This is a genomic window from Pseudomonas sp. SDO5215_S409 (genome assembly GCF_054071325.1).
Genome location: NZ_JBSVWN010000050.1, coordinates 1 through 21,721, shown reverse-complemented (window position 1 = coordinate 21,721; position 21,721 = coordinate 1). Strand labels below are relative to the sequence as shown.

General features: G+C 62.5%; 14 protein-coding genes and 1 pseudogene. 9 read left to right on the top strand and 6 right to left on the bottom strand.

Annotated elements, in window-relative coordinates:
* Positions 1 to 139: 139 nt before the first annotated feature.
* The 3 genes from ACW9H9_RS22095 to ACW9H9_RS22085 all read right to left on the bottom strand — a co-directional run bounded on the left by ACW9H9_RS22095 (position 140) and on the right by ACW9H9_RS22085 (position 2,817).
* Positions 140 to 409 carry a type B 50S ribosomal protein L31 gene (locus ACW9H9_RS22095; protein ID WP_457345248.1) on the bottom strand — a complete coding sequence of 90 codons (270 nt, stop codon included), beginning with the start codon at positions 407 to 409 and terminating at the stop codon, positions 140 to 142.
* Positions 410 to 510: 101 nt separating this feature from the next.
* Positions 511 to 1,836 (bottom strand): APC family permease, encoded by a 1,326-nt coding sequence (locus tag ACW9H9_RS22090; RefSeq protein WP_457345247.1) that lies wholly within the window; start codon positions 1,834 to 1,836, stop codon positions 511 to 513.
* A gap of 165 nt (positions 1,837 to 2,001) precedes the next feature.
* A complete protein-coding gene (locus tag ACW9H9_RS22085) occupies positions 2,002 to 2,817 on the bottom strand; it encodes a carbon-nitrogen hydrolase family protein (protein ID WP_457345246.1) in 816 nt (271 codons plus the stop codon).
* Positions 2,818 to 2,923: 106 nt separating this feature from the next.
* Between ACW9H9_RS22085 and ACW9H9_RS22080 the strand changes: the two genes are divergently transcribed.
* Positions 2,924 to 3,688: a response regulator transcription factor gene (locus tag ACW9H9_RS22080; RefSeq protein ID WP_457345245.1), complete on the top strand. Its 765-nt coding sequence runs from the start codon at positions 2,924 to 2,926 to the stop codon at positions 3,686 to 3,688.
* A 32-nt stretch (positions 3,689 to 3,720) separates the two neighbouring features.
* Positions 3,721 to 5,340: an FMN-binding glutamate synthase family protein gene (locus ACW9H9_RS22075; protein ID WP_457345244.1), complete on the top strand. Its 1,620-nt coding sequence runs from the start codon at positions 3,721 to 3,723 to the stop codon at positions 5,338 to 5,340.
* Between the two features lie 177 nt (positions 5,341 to 5,517).
* On the opposite strand, the gene ACW9H9_RS22070 is transcribed toward ACW9H9_RS22075, so the two are convergent.
* A complete protein-coding gene (locus ACW9H9_RS22070) occupies positions 5,518 to 6,537 on the bottom strand; it encodes an SDR family NAD(P)-dependent oxidoreductase (protein WP_457345243.1) in 1,020 nt (339 codons plus the stop codon).
* A 102-nt stretch (positions 6,538 to 6,639) separates the two neighbouring features.
* Positions 6,640 to 6,807 (bottom strand): hypothetical protein, encoded by a 168-nt coding sequence (locus ACW9H9_RS22065; RefSeq protein WP_457345241.1) that lies wholly within the window; start codon positions 6,805 to 6,807, stop codon positions 6,640 to 6,642.
* Between the two features lie 98 nt (positions 6,808 to 6,905).
* Here ACW9H9_RS22065 and ACW9H9_RS22060 point away from each other — a divergent pair, with 98 nt between their 5' ends.
* From ACW9H9_RS22060 to ACW9H9_RS22050, 3 genes are all read left to right on the top strand, one after another.
* Positions 6,906 to 7,832 (top strand): AraC family transcriptional regulator, encoded by a 927-nt coding sequence (locus ACW9H9_RS22060; protein ID WP_457345240.1) that lies wholly within the window; start codon positions 6,906 to 6,908, stop codon positions 7,830 to 7,832.
* 484 nt (positions 7,833 to 8,316) lie between these two features.
* The gene (locus ACW9H9_RS22055; protein WP_457345238.1) at positions 8,317 to 9,459 is read left to right on the top strand and encodes an OpgC family protein; all 1,143 of its coding nucleotides are present in this window, start codon (positions 8,317 to 8,319) and stop codon (positions 9,457 to 9,459) included.
* A 71-nt stretch (positions 9,460 to 9,530) separates the two neighbouring features.
* Positions 9,531 to 16,004: an NEL-type E3 ubiquitin ligase domain-containing protein gene (locus tag ACW9H9_RS22050; RefSeq protein WP_457345236.1), complete on the top strand. Its 6,474-nt coding sequence runs from the start codon at positions 9,531 to 9,533 to the stop codon at positions 16,002 to 16,004.
* A gap of 43 nt (positions 16,005 to 16,047) precedes the next feature.
* On the opposite strand, the gene ACW9H9_RS22045 is transcribed toward ACW9H9_RS22050, so the two are convergent.
* Complete coding sequence (locus tag ACW9H9_RS22045; protein WP_457345234.1) at positions 16,048 to 17,460, bottom strand: amino acid permease; 1,413 nt, start codon at positions 17,458 to 17,460, stop codon at positions 16,048 to 16,050.
* Between the two features lie 296 nt (positions 17,461 to 17,756).
* On the opposite strand from ACW9H9_RS22045, the gene ACW9H9_RS22040 reads away from it, so the two are divergent.
* From ACW9H9_RS22040 to tssD, 4 genes and pseudogenes are all read left to right on the top strand, one after another.
* Positions 17,757 to 20,879 carry a transglycosylase domain-containing protein gene (locus ACW9H9_RS22040; RefSeq protein WP_457345232.1) on the top strand — a complete coding sequence of 1,041 codons (3,123 nt, stop codon included), beginning with the start codon at positions 17,757 to 17,759 and terminating at the stop codon, positions 20,877 to 20,879.
* 66 nt (positions 20,880 to 20,945) lie between these two features.
* Positions 20,946 to 21,119: a hypothetical protein gene (locus tag ACW9H9_RS22035; protein WP_457345278.1), complete on the top strand. Its 174-nt coding sequence runs from the start codon at positions 20,946 to 20,948 to the stop codon at positions 21,117 to 21,119.
* Positions 21,046 to 21,309 carry a transposase gene (locus ACW9H9_RS22030; RefSeq protein ID WP_457345231.1) on the top strand — a complete coding sequence of 88 codons (264 nt, stop codon included), beginning with the start codon at positions 21,046 to 21,048 and terminating at the stop codon, positions 21,307 to 21,309. Before ACW9H9_RS22035 ends, ACW9H9_RS22030 begins: the two co-directional genes overlap by 74 nt.
* Positions 21,195 to 21,721: pseudogene (gene tssD, locus ACW9H9_RS22025) on the top strand (type VI secretion system tube protein TssD); the annotation flags it as partial. The gene ACW9H9_RS22030 and the pseudogene tssD, both read left to right, overlap by 115 nt.

The following is a 21,721-nucleotide window of genomic DNA, read 5'->3' as shown; positions in this document are numbered from 1 at the left end:
ACGCTTAACGTTATTCGTTAAGACCAACTGTAGTGCGAGCGCAGTGTTTTTCTCCCCATAACCCCGGTGACGCGACGAACGGGCGTAAAAAAGGGCCGCCCCATTCACTGAAGCGACCCTGAGGTCAATCACTCGTCCGTTACTCGCCAGCTTTTTTACCCGAGCCAAACGACGCGAAACGCTTGTTGAACCCCGCAATACGGCCTTCGGCCTGGGTCTTGCGCTGCTGGCCGGTGTACACCGGGTGCGAAGCGCTGGAGACGTCCAGGGCGACGTAGGGGTAGGTGTTGCCGTCGCTGTGCGTGTGGGTGCGGTCGGTGTCGGCGGTGGAGCCGATCAGGAAGAAAACGTCGGCGGCGGTGTCGTGGAACAACACGGTGCGGTAGTCGGGATGGATACCAGGTTTCATAAGGCCTCCGGGGCGTCTGAGTGCATTTGATGTGTTATACAGTAACATAAATAATGCACCCAAACGAGAACCGATTGCAATAAGAATAGACCCAGGGCTTATCAGGCCGCTTCCTGGAAGTCCATTTCCGGTGGCTGGCGGGAGAAGCCACGGGTGAGGAAGCCCAGGTACACCAGGCCAATCGCAAGCCAGCTCACACCCAGGTAGATCGCCAGGTGATCGAGGCTGATCATCAACCACAGGTCCGCCGCCATACCGATCACCGGGAAGACCAGGAACAGCACCACTTCGCGCAGGCCACGCTCTTTCGCGCCGATCCAGTAGTGGAAGATCACCGACAGGTTCACCAGCGTAAACGCCAGGAACGCGCCGAAGTTGATGAACGACGTGGAGGTGGTCACGTCCAGTTTCAGCGCCAGCAACGCCACCACCGCGCACAGCAGGATGCTGTTGACCGGGGTGCCGAACTTGGCGTGCAAGCTGCCGAAGAACGACTTGGGCAACACGCCGTCACGGCCCATCGCAAACAACAGGCGCGAACCGCTGGCCTGGGCCGACAGCCCCGAGGCGAACTGGCCGACGATCAGGCCGATCAGGAAGATCGACACAAACAGGTCGCCGCCAATGTTGCGGGCGATCTCGTAGGCCGCCGAATCCACATCGGCGAATTCGAACGACGGGTGGGCGATCTGCACGAAGTACGACACGCCCACGAAAATCAGGCCGCCGATCAGGGTAATCAACATGATCGCCCGTGGAATGGTGCGGCGGGGGTCGCGGGTTTCTTCGGTGAGGGTGCTCACCGCGTCAAAGCCCAGGAACGAATAGCAGGCGATGGCTGCCCCGCTCATGATCAGCGGCATTTGCATCTGGCCATTGAAGAACGGCGCAAGCGTCCACAGTGGCTTGCTGGCGTCACCGCCCAGGTAGTGGATGCACAGCACTACAAACGCGATCAGCACCAGGGCCTGTACCAGCATCAACAAGGCGTTGATGCCGTTGGCGAGCTTCAGGCCAATGATGTTGATCACGCTGGTGATGCCGATAAAGGCCAGCACCCAGACCCACTGCGGCACCGACGAGAACGCCGAATGCAGGTACGCCGCCCCGATCAGCCAGATGGCCATGGGCAAAAACAGGTAGTCGAGCAGCACGGCCCAACCGGCGATAAACCCAAGCTTGGGGCTGATGGCCTTGCGCACGTAGCTGTAGGCGGAACCGGCCACCGGGAATGCCGAGGCCATGCGACCGTAGCTCAGGGCGGTAAAGAACATCGCCACCAGGGCGGCCAGGTACGCGGCCGGAACCATGCCGGCGGTGGATTGGGCGAGGATGCCGAAAGTGCCGAGCACAATGATCGGTGTCATGTAGGCGATGCCAAACAGCACCACCGACCCTAGCGACAGGGTGCGTTGCAAACGAGCCATGGGTGAATCTCCGCGCGATTTTTAGATTTATGGCAGAACTGAAGTCGGTGCAGCCGATATAGTTTTTATGGTCGATCGTTCCCGCGCTCCGCGTGGGGATGCAGCCCTGGACGCTCCGCGTCCGCGTTGAAGGTGTGCCCGCGCATGCGGGGGCACACCGCGTGATCAAGGGATCAACAGCTCCCGCGTGCCGTCAGCGCGCTCGATCACCGCTCCCGGCAATTTCAAGCGCTGGTCATCCAGGTAGCGGTAGTCCTTGCGCGCCGCCTGTAGCTGCTCAAGGTCCAGCGCCACACGGAACTGGCCCTCGTCACGCCCGGCTTCAAACAGCAAGCTGCCCAACGGGTCCACCAGGGCGCTGCCACCGGCGAACAACAGGCCGCCGTCGCCCTCTTCCACCCGGTTGACCATCAGCGCGAACGCCTGGTTTTCCTGGGCACGGGCCATGATCGCGGTGCGGTGCGTGGGGCCGTAGGGGTCCATGTTGCCGTTGGTCACGATCAGCAACTCGGCGCCCAACTGCGCCAGGGCGCGGGCGCTTTCCGGGAATTCGATGTCGTAGCAGATCAGCAGGCCCACCCGCACACCGTTCCACAGGCAGGTGCTGTAGCGGTCGCCCGCCTCGAACACGCCGCGATCCGAGGCCCACAGGTGGGTCTTGCGGTAACGCAGGGCCACACCTTCGGGGGTGATCAGCAGCGTGGTGTTGTAGAATCGACCGTTGTCGTTTTCGGCCAGGCCAATGACCACGGCGAGGCCCCGCGCGCGCGCAGCCTGATGAATGGCCTGCACGGTCGGCCCGTCGATCGGCTCGGCGATGTCGGCCACGGTGTCGGCAGAGGGGAAGCCCATCAGGTGGGTTTCCGGGAACACGATCATTTGCGTGTCAGCGGCGCAGGCAGCGATGGCCGCCAGGGCCCGTTCCAGGTTGTAGGCGGTGCCGTTGTCGCGGCCTGCCAGTTGGGCGAATTCGACCTTCATGGGTAATCCCGTTCTTTTATAGGGGTGCGGCGTCTGTGTCGCAGTATGCTTAGCCACCCCCTGCCAGGGAATTACGCGGCGGGGGTAACACGATAGGGGTAGACCCATGACCATGTCGCTGGAAGACATCGCCTGGCACCGTTCGGTGGGGCAAATGATAGACGCACTGGACCAGGCCAACTTCTGGACCCAACTGGTGCGCCTGCTCGACCAATACGTGCCGTTCGACAGCTGGGTGGTGCTGCTGTTCAGCAGCGAGCACAAGCCGCTGGTGTTCGCCGAATGCCCAGGCCAGGACGGCGAGCCCGATCACCTGTTCCAGGACTACCTCAACGGCCTCTACCTGCTGGACCCGTTCTACATTGCCAGCCGCGAACACGCGCGCACCGGCCTGCTGCGCCTGGCCGAAGTGGCCCCCGAGCACTTTGAACTCACCGAGTACTACCAGCGCTACTTTTGCCTCAACGTGGTGGCCGACGAAATCCAGTTCAACAGCCACCTGCCCGACGGACGAACCTTGTGCCTGTCCCTGGGCTCCAAACAACGCTTTGACCGCGAGCAGATCGCCCTGTTGTCGCTGATCCAGCCCTGGGTACTGAGCTTGTTGCGCCAGCGCCTGCCCCATGAGCTCAACCCCCTCAGCGCCGCCGAGCCGCCCGAGCCCAACGATGACTGGGGTGCGCACCTCACCGCGCGCGAGCTGGACGTGGGCCGCTTGATGCTCAGCGGTTGCTCGAGCAAGGAAATCGCTCGTAAGCTGGAAATCTCTGTTGAAACCGTGAAAGTCCATAAGAAACACATGTACAGCAAGCTGGGGATCAAGTCCCAGTCCGAGCTGTTCTCGATTTTTCTGCAGGCCCAAAATGCCTGAACCCTGATGACTGGAACCTAAGGAAAACCCGTATGAGCCTGTCGTTGTTAAGCCGTTACGCCTTTTTTGCCGTGTGCGTCATCTTCACCCTCGCCAGCCTCCCCTTCATCGAACACGAATGGCTGTGGCCCATCACGCTGGTCACGGGCGCCCTGAGCCTGATCGGCCTGTTCGACCTGCTGCAAAGCCCCCACGCGGTGCGCCGCAACTACCCGATCCTGGGCAATATCCGTTACCTGGTAGAAGGCATCCGCCCGGAAATCCGCCAGTACCTGCTCGAATCCGACAGCGACGCCCTGCCCTTTTCCCGGGCCCAGCGCTCGCTGGTGTACTCACGCGCCAAGAACGAAAGCGCCGACAAGCCCTTCGGCACCCTGATCGATGTGTACCAGTCGGGCTTTGAGTTCATCGGCCACTCCATGCGCCCGGCGCCGCTCAGCGACCCCAGCGCCTTTCGCGTGATCGTCGGCGGCCCGCAGTGCACGCAGCCGTACTCGGCCTCGGTGTTCAACATCTCGGCGATGAGCTTCGGCTCCCTGAGTGCCAACGCGATCCGCGCGCTCAACCAAGGCGCCAAGCTGGGCAATTTTGCCCATGACACCGGCGAAGGCAGCATCAGCCCCTACCACCGCGAACACGGCGGCGACCTCACCTGGGAGCTGGGCAGCGGCTACTTCGGCTGCCGCACCAGCGACGGCCGTTTCGACCCGGAACGCTTCGCCGTGCAAGCGCAAAACCCGCAAGTGCGCATGATCGAAATCAAGATGAGCCAGGGCGCGAAACCTGGCCACGGCGGCATCCTGCCCAAGCACAAAGTGACTCAGGAAATTGCCGACACACGCGGCATTCTGATGGGCGAGGACTGCATCTCGCCGTCGCGCCATACGGCGTTTTCCACGCCGCTGGAGATGATGCAGTTCATCGCCCAACTACGTGAACTGTCCGGCGGCAAGCCAGTGGGTTTCAAGTTTTGCCTGGGCCACCCGTGGGAATTCATGGGCATCGCCAAGGCCATGCTCGAAACCGGGATTTTGCCGGACTTCATCGTGGTGGACGGCAAGGAAGGCGGCACCGGCGCAGCCCCCGTGGAGTTCACCGACCACATCGGCGTGCCGCTGCGCGAAGGCCTGCTGTTTGTGCACAACACCCTGGTGGGCTTGAACCTGCGGGACAAGATCAAACTGGGCGCCAGCGGCAAGATCGTCAGCGCGTTCGACATCGCAAGCGTCCTGGCCATCGGCGCCGACTGGGCCAACTCCGCCCGGGGCTTCATGTTTGCCATTGGCTGCATCCAGTCACAAAGCTGCCACACCAACAAATGCCCGACCGGCGTCGCCACCCAAGACCCATTGCGCCAACGCGCCCTGGTGGTGCCGGACAAAGCCCAGCGCGTCTTCAACTTCCACCGCAACACCCTCAAGGCCCTGGCCGAAATGCTCGCCGCCGCAGGCCTGGACCACCCCTCGCAACTGTCGGCCAAGCACCTGGTACGGCGCATGTCCGCCACCGAAATCAAACTGTTCTCGCAACTGCACGTGTTCTTGAAACCCGGCGAATTGCTCACAGGGGAGGTCAGCGGCGAATTTTATTCACGCATGTGGCAAATGGCGCGGGCGGACAGTTTCGAGCCGCATGAAACAAACGCGGCCTAAACGTTATCGGCGTCAAGGCAAGCAGCGATGCCCATCACTGCCAGCCACTCAGGTGGCTGGTGCAGGTGCGGTGGGGTTCAGGCAAAACGGCAGACGGGGCGTTCAGTACTTCAAGGAACATGAATGGGCGGGAATCGCTACGATTCACGAGGCATTTGCCGTCCGTACACCATCGCATTACCACGGGTTTTGGACGGTAATATCGGTCATTTCTTCGCTTCTGCGCCAAAGCGCTTCGGCGGCGTTGGAGTCGACTGCAAAGGCTTGGACGCCAGTGCCGCGATTCGTGCGATCTTCGGTTGTCAGATTCGGGGAACTGCCCTCTGGCAGTACGGGCGTGATATCGGAATCGGCGCAAAATACACCGCCTTTGCCGTTGAGTTGCGGGCTGACCGCGCACCAGACGTGGGTGGCCGCCCCCTGAGGCACCGACTTCATATCTCGGGCCAGATCGACGATCGGTCGACCGTTCTCATCGACAAACCCGGTCTTTTTCAGCATCTCTACCCCGACGTGCGTGCCGAGATTCGTTCCCGCAATCCCGCCCGGATGGAGTGCGAATGCACGAATCCCCTCATCCTTGCCTCGCCGGTCAAGGCCAACCGCGAAGAGGATGTTGGCCGTTTTCGACTGGCCATAGGCCTTGAACGCATCGTAGTCACGGCGCTCGAAATTGATGTCATCGAAAACGACGGGCGAGAAGCGGTGCCCGGCGGACGAGACGGATACAACCCGCGCTCCACCCGCTCGCACAAGCGCTGGCCAGAGTCGCAGGGTCAGCCGAAAATGGCCGAGGTGGTTGGTGGAAAACTGTAGCTCATTGCCTTGCCCATCACGCTTGAATTCGGGCAACGCCATGATGCCGGCGTTGTTAATGAGCAAATGAAGCGGCAAGGCGGTTTCAACAAAGTCGCGTGCGAAGTGGTCGATCGAGCGAGGATCGGTGAGGTCCATCGATTGAACCTCCATGCCGCCGCCGACTTCGGCGATGGCTCTGCGCGCGCGCTCGACATCACGCGCCGGCACAATGATTCTCGCGCCCGCTGAAGCAAGCGTGCGCGCCGTTTCAAGTCCGAGGCCTGAATAGCCTCCCGTGACGATCGCCACTTTGCCGACCAGATCGACACCTTTAATGATGTCGGCGGTCGTGGAAGCACGGCTAAAACCTGAACAGATGGGTGTTTGGGCTGTACTCATTGCTCTATCTCCTTTTCCTAAATCACAGTGAGCCCGTGGTAATGGGATGTACAACTGCTCTAGTTGTTGGCCTCAAAAAAGCACCCGTAGTGCGGCGTTCGTTTACTGTGCAACTTCAAGTTGCGACCAGTGACCAACTTCCAGCAGTTCAATAAACCCTCGTAGATTCACAAACACACCCCGCAGGACTTCCTGCGTGACGGTGTGTCGTTCGTTCGGGCCATCCGCGGCGCCGATACCTGGGCCGCTGAGGGAGTGAGGCGTGGGCATGCTGAGTCTCCAAGAAGAACCAGCTCATCGCATGGTAAGCTGCCCGCAGTGTACTAATAAGACTTATCCGTTCAAATTTTATGCTCACGAGTTCAATTATGCAGACTGACCCCCTATCAGACCTACTGGACTTCCTCCAAGCACGGTGCGACTTGTCCGGGCAATTGGTAGCGGGTGGCGCCTGGGCACGCCGCTTCTCCAATCTGGATGCGATCAAAGTTTTCGCTGTAACAGAGGGACGCTGCTGGTATTGGATCGATGGCATGGTCGAGCCCGCACAGGTGGAGGTCGGCGATGTCTTGGTCACAAACGGTACACGCACGCTGACTCTCGCCAGCGCTACATGCTTAATTCGCGAAGCGACGACTCAGCCGATTAATCTCAACGCTGACGATCACTATCAACTTGGCGAGGGTTGCGAACTCACGATGCTGGGCGGCACAGTACAAATTGACGCGGATCGGCAGGCGTTACTTTTAAAGGGTTTGCCACCGCTCATTCATGTACGGGGAAATACGGACGGCGCCGAGTCAGTAGCGTGGTTGCTTAAACAACTGGTGATAGAAATGAACGGCAGACGAGCAGGCCGATCTATCGCCATATCGGGGCTGGCGCAATTGCTATTCATTCAGACATTGCGAGCTTATTTAGCAGACGCGCAGGACGGTGACGAGGGATGGTTAAAAGGTTTTGGCGATCAACGGTTAGCCATTGTGCTCAGTAGCATTCACGGCGAGCCATCCCGAAATTGGGGCTTGGAAGAACTCGCAAAGAAAGCTGGGATGTCGAGAACATCACTTGCCGTTCGATTTCGCGAAATGATGGGGGTCCCGCCTCTCGCTTATTTGACTCAATGGCGAATGTATCTGGCGCGACGTGAACTGCGAGCGGGCGCTTCAATCTCAGAGGCTGCGGCTGCGGTGGGATACGCCTCCGAAAGCGCCTTCAGTAGTGCATTCAAGCGCGTAATGGACGTTGCTCCCGGCAGGTATCGGAGGACAGCCCAAGAAGAGGTCCAGAGATAGCCCCCCACTTGTCTCAAGGCATTCCCCGTTCGCACTGTCACGGCCGAATGTATTTGTCCTGAGTGCTAATAAACCGATAAAAAACTTCAGTGTTATAAATATCAAGGCACGCATAAAACACAACTTTCTTATTCGTATACTTACTGCTTGCCGGCGCACCACTATAAAAAGAAGCAATATAATCTGTCGTGGTCACGTAGGGATTGTGGCGTGTTTTTAAACGCAATCGCTTAATACCCGACTGCTATGGGTTAATATCTGCCGCCTTACATCTCATGAGCGCAAAGCGTTTTGATTTTCTGAGTTCAGAGAAGTCCAAACAAACAGATTCATCGACAGAAACGCCATTTCTTGTAACATGCCGTACATCTATTCTTTGCAATTGCCCCGAAATACCGCCACCCTGCGCGCCGCCCGACGTGCGGTGTAAGACGCCGCCGCCGCTTGCCTGTCATTACTAAACCTACTGCAAGAGCCCGCTGCCATGCCGAACGGACGCGACCCGCGCATCGACTTTTTTCGGGGCCTGGCGTTGATCTTCATTTTTTGGGATCACGTCCCCCACAACCCGCTGGGCCAACTCACCCTGCGCAATATTGGCTTTAGCGACGCCGCCGAAGTGTTTGTGTTTCTGGCAGGTTTTGCCGCTGTGCTGGCCTACGGCAAGATCATGCAGCGCGACGGTTACTGGATGGCCTGCCTGAAAATCCTGCGCCGCGCGTGGGTGTTGTACGTGGTGCATATCTTTTTGCTGGCGATGCTGATGGGCATCGTGTTTTTCGCCAACAGCCATGTGGAAACCCGCGATCTGGTTCAGGAAATGGGCCTGACCCACTTCATCACCGACCCTCAGCAGGCGCTGGTGGATGAGCTGTTATTGCGCTTCAAGCCCAACCTGATGGACCCGCTGCCGCTGTACATCGTGTTGCTGGCAGGCTTGCCGCTGGTGCTACCGCTGCTGTTGCGCCGGGCAGAGGCGGTGGTGGCGGTGTCGCTGGTGATCTACCTGCTGGCGCCGCTGCTGGGGTGGAACCTGGCAGCGATTGGCGATGGCGTGTGGTACTTCAACCCCGTCACCTGGCAGTTGCTGTTTGTGCTCGGCGGCGCGGCCGCGGTGTACAGCCAGCGGGCGCGCCCCACGCAAACCCGCCCGCTGCGCCGCCAGCCGGTGTTCCTCGCCGCCGCCGCTTACGTACTGGCGGCGGGCGTCATCACGGTGGCCTGGCGCTGGCCGGACATTCACGATGCGGTGATGCCTGCGCTGTTGAGTGACCTGCTCTACCCCATCAGCAAGACCGATCTGTCGCCGGTGCGCCTGGTGCATTTTCTGGCGCTGGCCTATGTCACCGCCAAGCTCTTGCCCACCGTTGGCTGGACGCGCCATTGGCTGGCCCGGCAGATCGGGCAGATGGGGCGCTATTCGCTGGAAGTGTTCTGCCTGGGCGTGTTGCTGGCGCCCTTGGCCGACATGCTCAACGCGATCATGGACGACGCGTTTGTCATGCAAGTGTTCACCGCCCTGGCCGGTGCCCTGCTGATGGCCGGCCTCGCCGCATGGCTGGAGCTGAACAAACGCCTCAACCAGCCCGCCAAGGCCACGCCGCTGCCCGTGGCGCACGCTACATAGGTAGCGCCCGACGCCTGCGAGCGGGTGGTTCCATTTGCCTTCCACTTACCGAGTGAAAGGAAAATGGCACCATGCCAACCCATCAACCGCTCAATGGCTTGTCGGGCACCCTGCAGTCCAGCGAAGGCTGGGCTCGCCAACAAGTCCTGGAGTTGATCCGCCTCAACCTCGCCCACACGCTATCCAGCCTGACTACGTCGGAACAACGGGACTACGTCAGGCTGCAACGCGAGGCGCACCAGGCCCTCAAGGCTGTCGAGGCGCAGAACAGCGCGATCATTCACGCGTTCAAGACCCAGGGCCTGGCGCAACTGCGCAGCCGTCTCGATGGCCAGGACCCGGAGCAGATCTTCCTGCACACCCGCTACCTGGAAAAAGTCGACCCGCCGCTGCCGTGGGAACCGCGCCCCAGCAACGTCGACACCAAGCCCCGGCAAAAGCGCTTTCGCCGCGCCTACGATGAGTGGCAGTACCGCGCCCATGTTTGCACTCTGTCGCTGTGGGACGCCGCCTGCCTGAACTTCGATTTCGCCACCGAAACCCCGCAGCCTTCCGGGCACAGTTTCGTGCACGCCTCCTACCTCACCGGCGCCAGGGACCTGAGCGTGGCCAGCTTTGTGGCCATCAGCCGTGAGCTGGACCTGGGCGGGCAACTGCAACAAAAATTGCACGCCCAGATGCAACCCGGCGGCACGCTCGCCAGCCTGCTGCTCGCCAGCACGCAGGCCAGCCTGCGGTTCGAGGCGCTGGAGGCCTACCGCAACCGCGCCAGCACCGGCCTGACCCGCCAGTACTACGACGCCCTGCTGCAAACCATCGATGCCACGGGCACGGCACTGGGCTTTGACACCCTGGGCATGCTCATCGGCGTTGACCTGCTTCAGGGCGCCACTGTGCCGGTGCCGTTACTGCTGATCCGCGTGGCCAGCCTTGGCGTGCTGTCGTATTTCCCGTTCCGCCCCGGCGGCGCCCTGCGCTATCACGAAGACGCGGCCACCGCTGGCAGGCACTTCATCCAACAACTCAAGGACAGCCATGCGGCGCGCGACCTGGGCTGGTTCGCCCGGCAACTCCCGGCCAGCGAACTGCATGCCTTCAAACTGCTGGGCAAACAGGTCATACGCCCCCCAGGGCTGACCGCTGTGGCCGGTTGGCTGTACGACACCTTTCACCGCTGGTTCCCGGCCAGCACCCTGGACAACCTGCGCTTTACTGCCGACCCCAAGCACGGCCGCGACGAAACCCTGGTGCAGGCGCTCACCTACCGCCAGGCCCAGCGCTACCAGGCCAACCTGTCCAGCCTGGCCAGCGCCCGGTCGGAACGCGACCTGCAAGCCGTGATCGACGGCGCCGCCAACCTCGCCGACGAAGTCCTGCAACTGCTCTTGCTGCCCATGCCCGGTGGGGTCACGGGCTTGAACCGGGTCATGCAGTTGGCGGTGTTTGGCAGCCTCACCTACAGCGTGATCACTGGCGTCAACGAAGCGGTCCGTGGCCAGGCCGACCAGTTCGCAAGCGCGCTGGCCGATGTGGCAGACATGGCCGTCAACGGCCTGTTGGTGTCCACCGCCGGGCGCGTGCACCAGCAGCGCATCGAAGGCTTGCTGCAACAATTGGGCAACCCGCGCAAGGTCATCGATGGCGACGGCAAGGCGATGCTGTGGAAGGCCGATATCGGGCCCTACGTGTCCCTCGACCAGAACCTGCTCAACGGGCACGTGGCCAACCCCCAGGGCATCTACGAGATATCCGGCAAGCAATACGCCTGGGTCCGCCAGGGCGAAAAGCAATGGACGATGGAAGTCAGCTACGACACGCGCACCATGCGGTTTGCCCTCAAGCAGGAAAGCCCTGGGCTCTTTGCCCCGCCGATTCTCTTCGACTCGGCGCTGCAGGCCTGGGTGCTGGACCTGACCGACACGCACGCCCTGTCCGACATCCAGTTGGTCGAGCGCCTGCTGCCCAACGGCATGCCCGCCGTGTCCGGGACCGACATCCAATACATGCTGCGCAGCCTGTCGCCGTCACGGGCCACGCTGAACAGCGTGTGGGCCGGGCACCCCGCGCCCATCAACCTCATCGAGGGGGCGCGACGCCTGCAAGTGGACCGGCTGCTCAGGCACATGATCAACGACTTCCACCGCCTGCAATCGATGCCGCCCTACGCCGACCAGGTCGTGTTGCGCCTGCTGCCGCACCTGCCCGGCTGGCCGGCCACCGCGCTGATCCACGTGCACGACGCCCAGGACCTTCGCCTGGAAACCTACGCCGGTGCGCAGCCTGCGGCCAACGGTACTCACCCGGTCAACCTTACGCGACGCGATGACGGCACCTATGTCGGCCTGGACACCACCGTCACCCCCGCACAGGCCCTGTTTGAGCAAGTGCTCGGCCAACTGCCCGCCAGCGCGACCCTGGGCAAGGAAAGCAACCCCAACTTCACCCAAGCCCAACGCATCGCCCGGCTGCGCGAGCAGATCAGCCAGCAGGTGCGAACCGAACGCATGCCCTTGTTTGCCGCCCTCACCCGCTACGCCGAGCAGGTGCGCAGCGATGTGCCGAGCACCGACGATGCCCGTCGGTTCGTCGCCCTTTACCGGGCCGCACCGGCGCTGCCCGTCACACCGCTGCTGCACAAGCTGCGCACCTTGTATCCGCCGCTGACCCCGGCGCACTTGCTGCAATTGCTGGCGCTCACGCCGCTGACCGCCGCACAGCAGGCCCTGTTCATCAGCGACGCCAAGCTGCCGGCGCCTGTGCATGAAAGCCTTGAACACCACCGCACCGCACTGCGCATCGATGCCGCCATCGACGGGCTGTACAACCCGCGCCCGTTCAACCCGGACGCCGACCTATGGGCTCGCGAATTCGCCTCCAGCCTGCTGCGCAGGCTTCTCCAGCGGCCGCTGGTGGTGACCGAGATAGCCGACGGCAAAGCGCTCATGCCTTACGTCAGCAGCGGCCCCGACGACCTTACCGTGGAGCTGCGCCACTACGGCCAGGGCCACTACGAAGCCGTGGATTTTCGCAACGGCGGCACGATTCCCGTGGGCCCGCCCAGCGACAGTTTCTACCTGGCCATCGCTTCGGTCCTGCAACCCCACGAACGACTGAGCCTGGGCATGCGCTCGCCCGTCGATGCGCAAGGTTTGCGCACCACCCTGGGCGACACCATGAGTGCCCAGCGCAGCCGCGAAGGGTATGTCAGCCTGCTCGACCACTCGCTGGGCCAATACGAAATGAGCCAGGTGCTGCCCACCGACCTGATTCCCAACCGCGAAGGCCTGTACGAATTGAACGGGCAGAACCTGCTGTCGTTGGCGGGCTCGGTGTACGCGATCACCTTTGACAGCAAGCGCCTGATGTGGCGGCTCAAGCACCCGGACAAGGTCGGCGTGGACACCCCCTTGCTCGCCCACAACCGCTACGGTGCCTGGCGGCTGGCCAACGACAACCCGCTGACCTGGAGCGACCACCAGTTGTTTTCGCGCCTGGGCCCCGGCGACTACAACGTCGACCAGGCCACCGCCCAGCGCATCCTGGCCCTCACCGACACCCCGGCGCGAGCCCTGCGCGAGGTCCACAGCGTCGGCCTGCCACCGCCGCCGCTGCTGGCAGACACCGGCAAGCGTTTTCGCATCGAGCGCGACATCCTGCATTTTATCCAGGCCATGACGGTGTTTTCAGGCAACAGCAATGCGCGGCCCTCGCTGCAATTGCTGCTGGTCACCGCCCTGCCGGAATGGCCCGCCAGCCACGCCCTGCAAATCGTCGACAGCACGGGCAAGGTCGTCGGCCACTACCCCACCACCCGGCATGCCGATGCCGAAAACATCCGCATAACCCAGGCCCAGAGCCGCAGCGTGGAGCCGCTGAAAAACATTCTCCAGAACGACGCGCTCACCCAGGCCCTGCTGGGCGAACAGCCCAGTACACCGGGGGAGCGCCTGTTCAAGCTGGCCAAGAAGATCGCCCAATATGCCTACCGTGAACGGGCGCAACTGTTCAGCATCCTCTACGCCCAGAGCGAGCGCGGCGGCACCGCGTTGCAACAACGCTTCAAGGCCCATCATCCGGCGCTGCCCGCCAGCGCGGTCGAGGCCATCCTGGAACAGGCCAGCCCCCGCGAAATCAAGCGGTTGCAAGACCACGACGAAGTGGGCCTGCGCCTCGCCGAGCAAGCCCGGCTGACCCTCAATGATGCGCGCCTGAACCGGGCCTTCGAGGGCCTGTACCTCAACACCCTGGCCAACCCCGACAGCGACACCATTACCCTGCACCTGCTCAAGTCCGTGCCCGGCTGGCCAGCGACGCTGCGCGTGGACATCCATGAGGGCAACGCCCAGGGGCGCCTGCTGCAAAGCGCTGGCCACGCGGGTGGCAGCGACCGGCGCACACTCGCCCGGCTCGGCGCGGGCTACCAGGCCTATGACAGCGAGGGTCGCCTGCTCAACGACCCTGCCGACGCGGTGCATGACCTGCTCACGTCCCTGGCCCAAGTGCTAAGTGTCGACGAAAGCCAGGCCCTGGGCATTGTCGATGGCATCGACACCCAGGCGTTGCAGACACGCATCGCCGACTTGGCCCTGAGTCAGCGGGTGGCCATCAAACAGCTGCTGGGCCTGCCGCACATTCCGTACTGGCTGCAACCGCCGATGCAGGTCCACAGCACGTTCACCGCGTACCCGTTCAGCCTGACCAACCTGTGGCCGTTCACCCGCGACCGCACGGCAGACCTGGTCAGCAAGGTCATCGAGCTGTACCCAAGCTTCAACGTGGCCGACGCCCATCAACTGATCGACTCGCTGGGCATGAGCCAACCGGCCGCCTTTATCGAACTGGAAAGCCGCAAGGCCGAATACCAGGCCCTGGACTTCGGCCTCACCCGCTGGGCCGAAACGCCCCAGGCCAACGACGCGAACGACCCGATGGGCCTGAACCTGGGCCGACGGCGCTTCCTGGCCCAGCAGATTCGCCGGGCCTGGCGCCGACAAACCCGCGAGGCGTACTACGAAGGCCTGTTCGACGTGCACCGGCTGGTGCTGGAACTGGACGGCAATGACCTGCCCGACGCCGACTTCATGCTGGGCACCCGTGGGTTCGAGCACATCGAATACCTGAAGATCAGTGGCGACGCCTTCCCCGCCACCGGCGATGCCTTTCTCGGCAAGTTCGCCAACCTGCTATACCTGAAAATCGACTGTCTGCTGGGCGATATTCCCCAGAGCGTCACCGCCATGACCCAGTTGCACCTGCTGGACCTGTCGGAAAACAGCCTGGTGCTCACGCCCCAGAGCCGTCAGCGCCTGGCCGGGCTTACGGCCCTGCGCGGGCTGTTTCTGGACGGTAATCCGCTGGGCCTCACCCCAGACGTGAGCGCCATGGGCAGCCTGGAAGACTTGAGCCTGCGCAATACCGGCATCGACCGCTGGCCCCTGGGCGCCGAAAGCCGCTTCAGCCTGCGCCGGTTGCAACTTCAGGAAAACCAGATCACCACCCTGCCTAACGCGGTGTTCAGCGACACCCGCATGCAACCGGCCAACCGCAACACCCTGCTGCACGACAACCCCTTGAGCGCCGACACCCTGGCGCGAATCACCGCCTACCGCAACACCACCGGCATCCAGATCGGCGGTGCACTGCCCGGCATCGTCCATGTGCACGCCACGCCCACGGCGGTCAATGCCTGGCTCAGCGGCGTGCCCGCCCCCCAGCACGAGGCGCGCAAGGCACTCTGGGCACAACTGGAACGCCACACAGACCCGAGCCCCGACGATGTTTTTCGTGTGTTGCGCGACCTGACCAAGGCCCACGCCTTCACCCGCGACCTCGCCTCGCGCCAGGCCCTCACCGACCGGGTGTGGCGCCTGCTGGACGCGATGGGCCAATCCACCCAGTTGCGCCACAACGTGTTCCTCAACACCTACGTGGCCGGTACGTGCGGCGACGGCGCGTTGCTGACCTTTATCGACATGGAGATCGAACACAAAGTACACCAGGCCCGCAGCCAGGCCGGTAGCCACCAGGCCGACCGTGAACTGCTGGCCCTGGCCGAGGGGCTGTTTTATTTGCGCGAGGTGGACCGGCTGGCTGGCGAGCGCATCGAAACCCTGTACGAAGCGGGCGTGGAAACCGACGACGCCGAGATCAAACTCTATTACCGGCTCAAGTTGCGCCGCGCATTCAACCTGCCGGTGCAGGACGAAAGCATGCTGTATTCGGTCGAGGAATGGGTCAGCGAACGGGACATCGCCCAGGCCCGCGAAGCCCTGACAGAGCTGGGCCGCACCACCGCGGCGCAAAACTCGCTATTGATGGAAACGTTCTGGATCGAGTACCTGGCCCACAGTTACCCGGAACCCTTCAGCACCATCGAAACCATGGCGCGCTACCAGCTCCATTCGCTGAACCAGCAAGTGTCGGACCGCGGTTCGGACGAATACCTGGAACGGCGCCAATCCATCGTCGATCAGGAAATTACCGAGCGTGACCGGCTTGTGCGTCAGTTGACCGAAGCGGCGCAAGTTGCCGTCAGAAGCGCCTGATACAGCCTCGGCGCGCCGCCTGACGGGCGACGCGCCGGGCCGCTTACCGCGCGACAGCCACGGCCGCGTTAGCGGGCTGCAGCTTGAGTGCGTAAAACAATACCGTCAGCAACACCAGGAACGCCGGTCCCACATACAGGGCCACGCGCGTGTCGGGGAAGTACGCCATCAGGCCCACCACCAACACCAGAAACGCCAGTGCCAGGTACGAACTGACCGGGTACAGCCACATGCGGTACTTGAGGCCCGCCTGTTCCTGGGGGCTCAGGCTTTTGCGGAATTTGAGCTGGGCCAGCAGGATCATCAGCCACGTCCAGATCGCGCCAAAGGTGGCGATGGACGTGACCCACACAAACACTTTCTCGGGCACCAGGTAGTTGAGCAACACGCCCAGCAGCAACGCCAGGATCGACAGCACCAACGCCCGGCGCGGCACGCCGCTGGTGGAGGTCTTGGCGAACGTGGCCGGGGCCTGGCCATTTTGCGCTAGGCTGTAGAGCATGCGCCCGGTGCTGAAAATGCCGCCGTTGCACGACGACAACGCCGCGGTGATCACCACAAAGTTGATGATGCCCGCTGCGGTTTTGATGCCCAGGCGTTCAAAGGTCATCACGAACGGGCTGCCCTGGGTGCCGATTTCGTTCCACGGGTAGATCGACAAAATCACGAACAGCGCGCCCACGTAGAACAGCAGGATGCGCCAGAACACCGAGCCGATCGCACTCGGGATGGTCTTTTGCGGGTTGCGCGCTTCACCGGCGGTAAGGCCGATCATCTCCACGCCCAGGTAGGCGAACATCACCATTTGCAGCGACATCAACACGCCCTGCACGCCGTTGGGCATGAACCCGCCATGGACCCACAGGTTGGCAATGCCCAGCGCCACGCCGTCGTTGCCAAAGCCGAACGCAATGATGCCGACGCCGCCAATGACCATGGCAATGATGGTCACGATCTTGATCAGCGCAAACCAGAACTCGAACTCGCCAAAGGCCTTGACCGCGATAAGGTTGATGCTGCCCATGCTGATCAACGCCGCCAGGGCCCAGATCCAGCGGGGCGTGTCGGGAAACCAGACGCCCATGTACACCGCCACGGCGGTGATCTCGGCCACGCACGTCACCAGCCACAGGAACCAGTAGTTCCAGCCGGTGAGAAAGCCCGCCAGCGGGCCGAGGTAATCCTGTGCATACCGGCTGAAGGAGCCCGCGACCGGGTTGTGCACGGCCATTTCACCGAGGGCGCGCATGATCACCAGAATCGCCAGGCCGCCGATGATGTACGACAGCATGATCGCCGGCCCGGCCATTTCGATGGCCTTGGCCGAGCCGAGGAACAGGCCCACACCGATACAGGCGCCAAGCGCCATCAGGCGGATATGCCGCTCACCGAGTTCGCGTTTAAGCGGGCCGCCTTGGGCGGTCCCGTCATGGGGCAGGGGGTTGCCAACGGGCATAGGGGTACAACCTCATCTTGTTATTGGAGAGTCCGCCGGGTGCGGGGCGACACCTGCGGGGCATGCAGTATAGAAAGCCCTTCTTAGGGCCTTTCACTCAATAAATCTAAAAATTCAGCTGTTTTTACTGATAAAAATCAACTTTACAGATAGACATTCTTCCAAGCGGGCAAAAACACGTCAACTGGGGCCGCCGCCCGAACCTTCACCCATCGCGCACAAATTCCTCCTTTCCTACACCCAACGACTACGCTTCAGACAAGTCCGATCAATCTGCGTGAAGGGATCAATCGACGATGGGCGCACGGTGGCAAACCGAATCGACAGAGGCTGCGAAACCCCACGGCAGTTCGGAACAGGCGCCTTTACCGAAAAACCAACCCCGCCCCCGCTACGGGTTGCGGCTGTTCTGGCTGGTGTTGCTGATGGCGTTGATCGCGCTGGGATGGGCGGCCCGCACCGAAATGCGCACGGCGCAGTTCCAGGCCCGTGAACTCAGCCGCCTGGCCCACGACCTGACCTACCAGATGGGCCCCGGCCCCAGCGACGCCCTGGTGTACCCCGGCAGCGGGCCCTTCGACCGACGCCTGGGCTACAGCGACCTCGGCACCTTCCTGCCGCGTTTGCTCAAGCGCGGCTACGTGATCGAGTCCCAGGCGCGCTTTTCGCAGGCCTTGATGGATTACAGCGCCAAGGGCCTGTTTGTGCCCTACCACGAAAAAATCCAGGCGGGCCTGTCCATCACCGATTGTCGCGCCCAGCCGCTCTACCAATACCACTACCCCCAGCAGCTCTACGCCAGCTTTGCGGCGGTGCCGCCGCTGGTGGTCAACAGCCTGTTGTTCATCGAAAACCGCGACCTGCTCGACCCCGCGCAGCCCCAGGCCAACCCGGCAGTGGACTGGCCGCGGTTCGCCAAGGCGGCGTGGTCGCAGGTGGCCAAGCTGTTGCACCTGCCGGGCCAAAGCGCGGGCGGCAGCACCTTGGCCACGCAACTGGAAAAGTACCGCCACTCGCCGGACGGCCTCACCTTATCGGGTGGCGAAAAACTGCGGCAGATGTTCTCTGCCGGCGTGCGCGCCTACCGCGACGGGCCGGACAGCCTCCAGGCCCGGCAAAATATCGTGCGCGACTACCTCAACAGCGTGCCCCTGTCGGCCGTGCCCGGGCACGGCGAGGTGCACGGCATGGCCGAGGGGTTGCGGGTGTGGTACGGCGCCGATTTCAACCAGGTCAACCAGGCCCTGGCCAGCACTGCAAACGACCGCCAGAGCCTTGAGCAACGCGGCGTGGCCCTGCGCGAGGTGCTGTCGTTGATCATCGCCCAGCGCCGGCCTTCCCATTACCTGGCCAAGGGGCGCGACGAACTGGCGCAACTCACCGACAGCCACCTGCGCCTGCTGGCCCAGCACCAGGTGATCGACCCCGCGCTGCTGCAAGCGGCGCTGGCCGCCCGGGTGACGTACCGCGACTGGCTGCAACAGCCCACCGTGCAGCCGGTGGAAAGCAACAAAGGCATCAGCGTTGCCCGCAGCCGCCTGGCCGCCCTACTTGACCGCCCGCTCTACGACCTGGACCGCCTGGACCTGTCGGCCACCAGCACCTTGCAAGGGCAATTGCAGGGCCAGGTCAGCGACTACCTCAAACAGCTGGCCAACCCCGACTTCGCCCGCCAGACCGGCCTGTTGGGCGAGCGCCTGCTCACCCCCGCCAGCACCGCGCAGGTGCGCTACAGCTTCACCTTGTTTGAACTGACCCCCGATGGCTCGCGCGTGCGGGTGCAGACCGACAACACCGACCAACCCTTCGACATCAACGAGGGCAGCAAGCTGGAACTGGGCTCCACGGCCAAGCTGCGGGTGCTCACCACCTACCTGCAAATCATCGCTGAGCTGCACGCCCAATACGCCGCCCTTAGCCCGGCCGCGTTGCGCAAAGTCCAGGTGGATGAACAAGACCGCCTGAGCCGCTGGGCCCTGGACTACCTCATCCAGGCCCCAAACGCCACGCTGGCGAACATGCTCGATGCCGCGTTGGACCGCACCTACTCGGCCAACCCCGGCGAGCGGTTTTTCACCGGCGGCGGCCTGCACCACTTCAACAACTTTCGCAGCCAGGACAACAACCGCAGCCCAACCCTGCGCGACGCGTTGCGCGAGTCAATCAACCTGCCGTTCATCCGCCTGATGCGTGACCTGGTGCGCTACACCACCTACTCCGGCGCCAACAACAGCGCCGAGCTGCTCAAGGACGACAGCAACCCGCGCCGCCAGGAATACCTGGCCGGGTTCGCCGACCGCGAAGGCACCACCTTTTTGCGCAAGTTCTGGAACAAGTACCAGAAGAAAGACACCCAGGCGCGCCTCGACACCTTCCTGGACGGCCTGCGGCCCACGCCGATTCGCCTGGCGGCCGTGCACCGCTACCTGCTGCCCAATGCAAGCCAGGAAAGCTTCAACCTGTTCGTGCGATCGCACCTCACCGGGGTCAAGTCCAACGAAAAACTCACCGACGAGCGCCTGGCAACGCTGTACACCGCCTATGGCCCGGGCACCTATGACCTGCCCGACCAGGGCTACATCGCCAAGGTGCACCCGCTGGACTTATGGCTGTTGGGCTACCTGCTCAACCACCCCGACGCGACGTTTGGCGACGTGGTCAAGGCCAGCCAGTTCGAGCGCCAGGAGGTTTACAGCTGGTTGTTCAAGAGCCGCCATCAACGGGCGCGGGATAGCCGCATCCGCACCATGCTCGAGATCGAAGCATTCCTGGACATTCACCAGCGCTGGAAGGCGGTGGGTTACCCGTTCGACCACCTGGTGCCGTCACTGGCCACCGCCATTGGCAGCTCGGGCGACCGCCCGGCGGCGCTGGCGGAACTGATGGGCATCATCCTCAACGACGGCGTGCGGCCCAAAGTACTGCGCATCGACAGCCTGCACTTTGCCGCTGGCACGCCTTACGAAACCCGCGTGGTCAACGACCCGGCGCCGGGCAAACGGCTGATGCCGGTGGAGGTCGCCCGGGCCTTGCGCGGTGCGCTTTCGCAGGTAGTCGATGCGGGCACCGCCAAACGCGTCGCGGGCAGTTTCAAGCTGGCCGACGGCACCCCGCTGGCCATGGGTGGCAAGACCGGCACCGGCGACAACCGCATCCAGGCCATCGGTGCGGGCGGGCGCGTTCTGAGCTCCAAGTCCATCAACCGCACCGCGACCTTTGTGTTTTACCTGGGCGAACAGCACTTCGGCACGCTCACCGCCTTTGTACCCGGCCAGACCGCCGCCCACTTCACCTTTACCTCGGCCCTGCCAGTGCAAGTGCTCAAGGGCATGGCGCCGATCCTGATGCCTTACCTGCAACCGGGCGCTGACACGCAGTGCCTGGCCCCGGCCTTAGGGTCTGTTCCCGTTTCGCCCTAACCAATTGATATATGAGAGCAAGCTCGTATTGTTGTAGCTCTCACACAACACCAATACGAGCTTGCAATGCCCCGATTGATGCTCGGCGATGAACACTGGTCGAAGCTGCTGGAAATTCTGCTGCACAAAGCCATCTACAAAAAGCGTGATTTACGAATGACTGTGCATGCGCACGGGATGCCCCTCGAGGGACTTGCCCGAGGCATTCGGAGGCTGGAGCAAGGTCTACAAGCACTTTAATGCGTGGCCTGCTTCAGGCAAGTGGCTCGAGGTATTTCAGGTGCTTGTGATTGACGCCGATATGAAATGGGTTTCATCGGTGGCAGCTACGTCAAAACCCACCAGCACAGTGCAGGGGCTGCCGGCCGCAAGGATCAGGCAATCAGGAAAAGTCGAGCAGGCAACACCAGTAAGATTCACTTGGCTGTAGACGCCTGCGGGCTGCGCATCGTGTTTGAAATCACTGGAGGCCATATCAACGATTGCACGCAAGCCCCCAACCTGATTGCCAAGGTTCCCGTTGCGCAAACGGTCATTGCGGACAAGAGCTATGACAAGGCTTCGCCTCTGCTGCAAGCCGCTCTGACCTCCGGCGAGCGCATGAGCGAAATCGTTATCCAGTGGTACCGCACTTCGGCGCAAGGCACACTACTACACCATCAAGCTGGAAGACGCTATCATCGTCGCCATCAACAACAAAATGCACAACTGTCAGGAACCAGGCAACGCGCACTTCACCCACCTGGAAGAAGTGCAGTTCACCTACCGTAAAATCATCTGGACCCACGAAGTATCCGGGTACTTCGGGTGCTGATGACTGGCGTGCCCCAGGCGCTCAACCC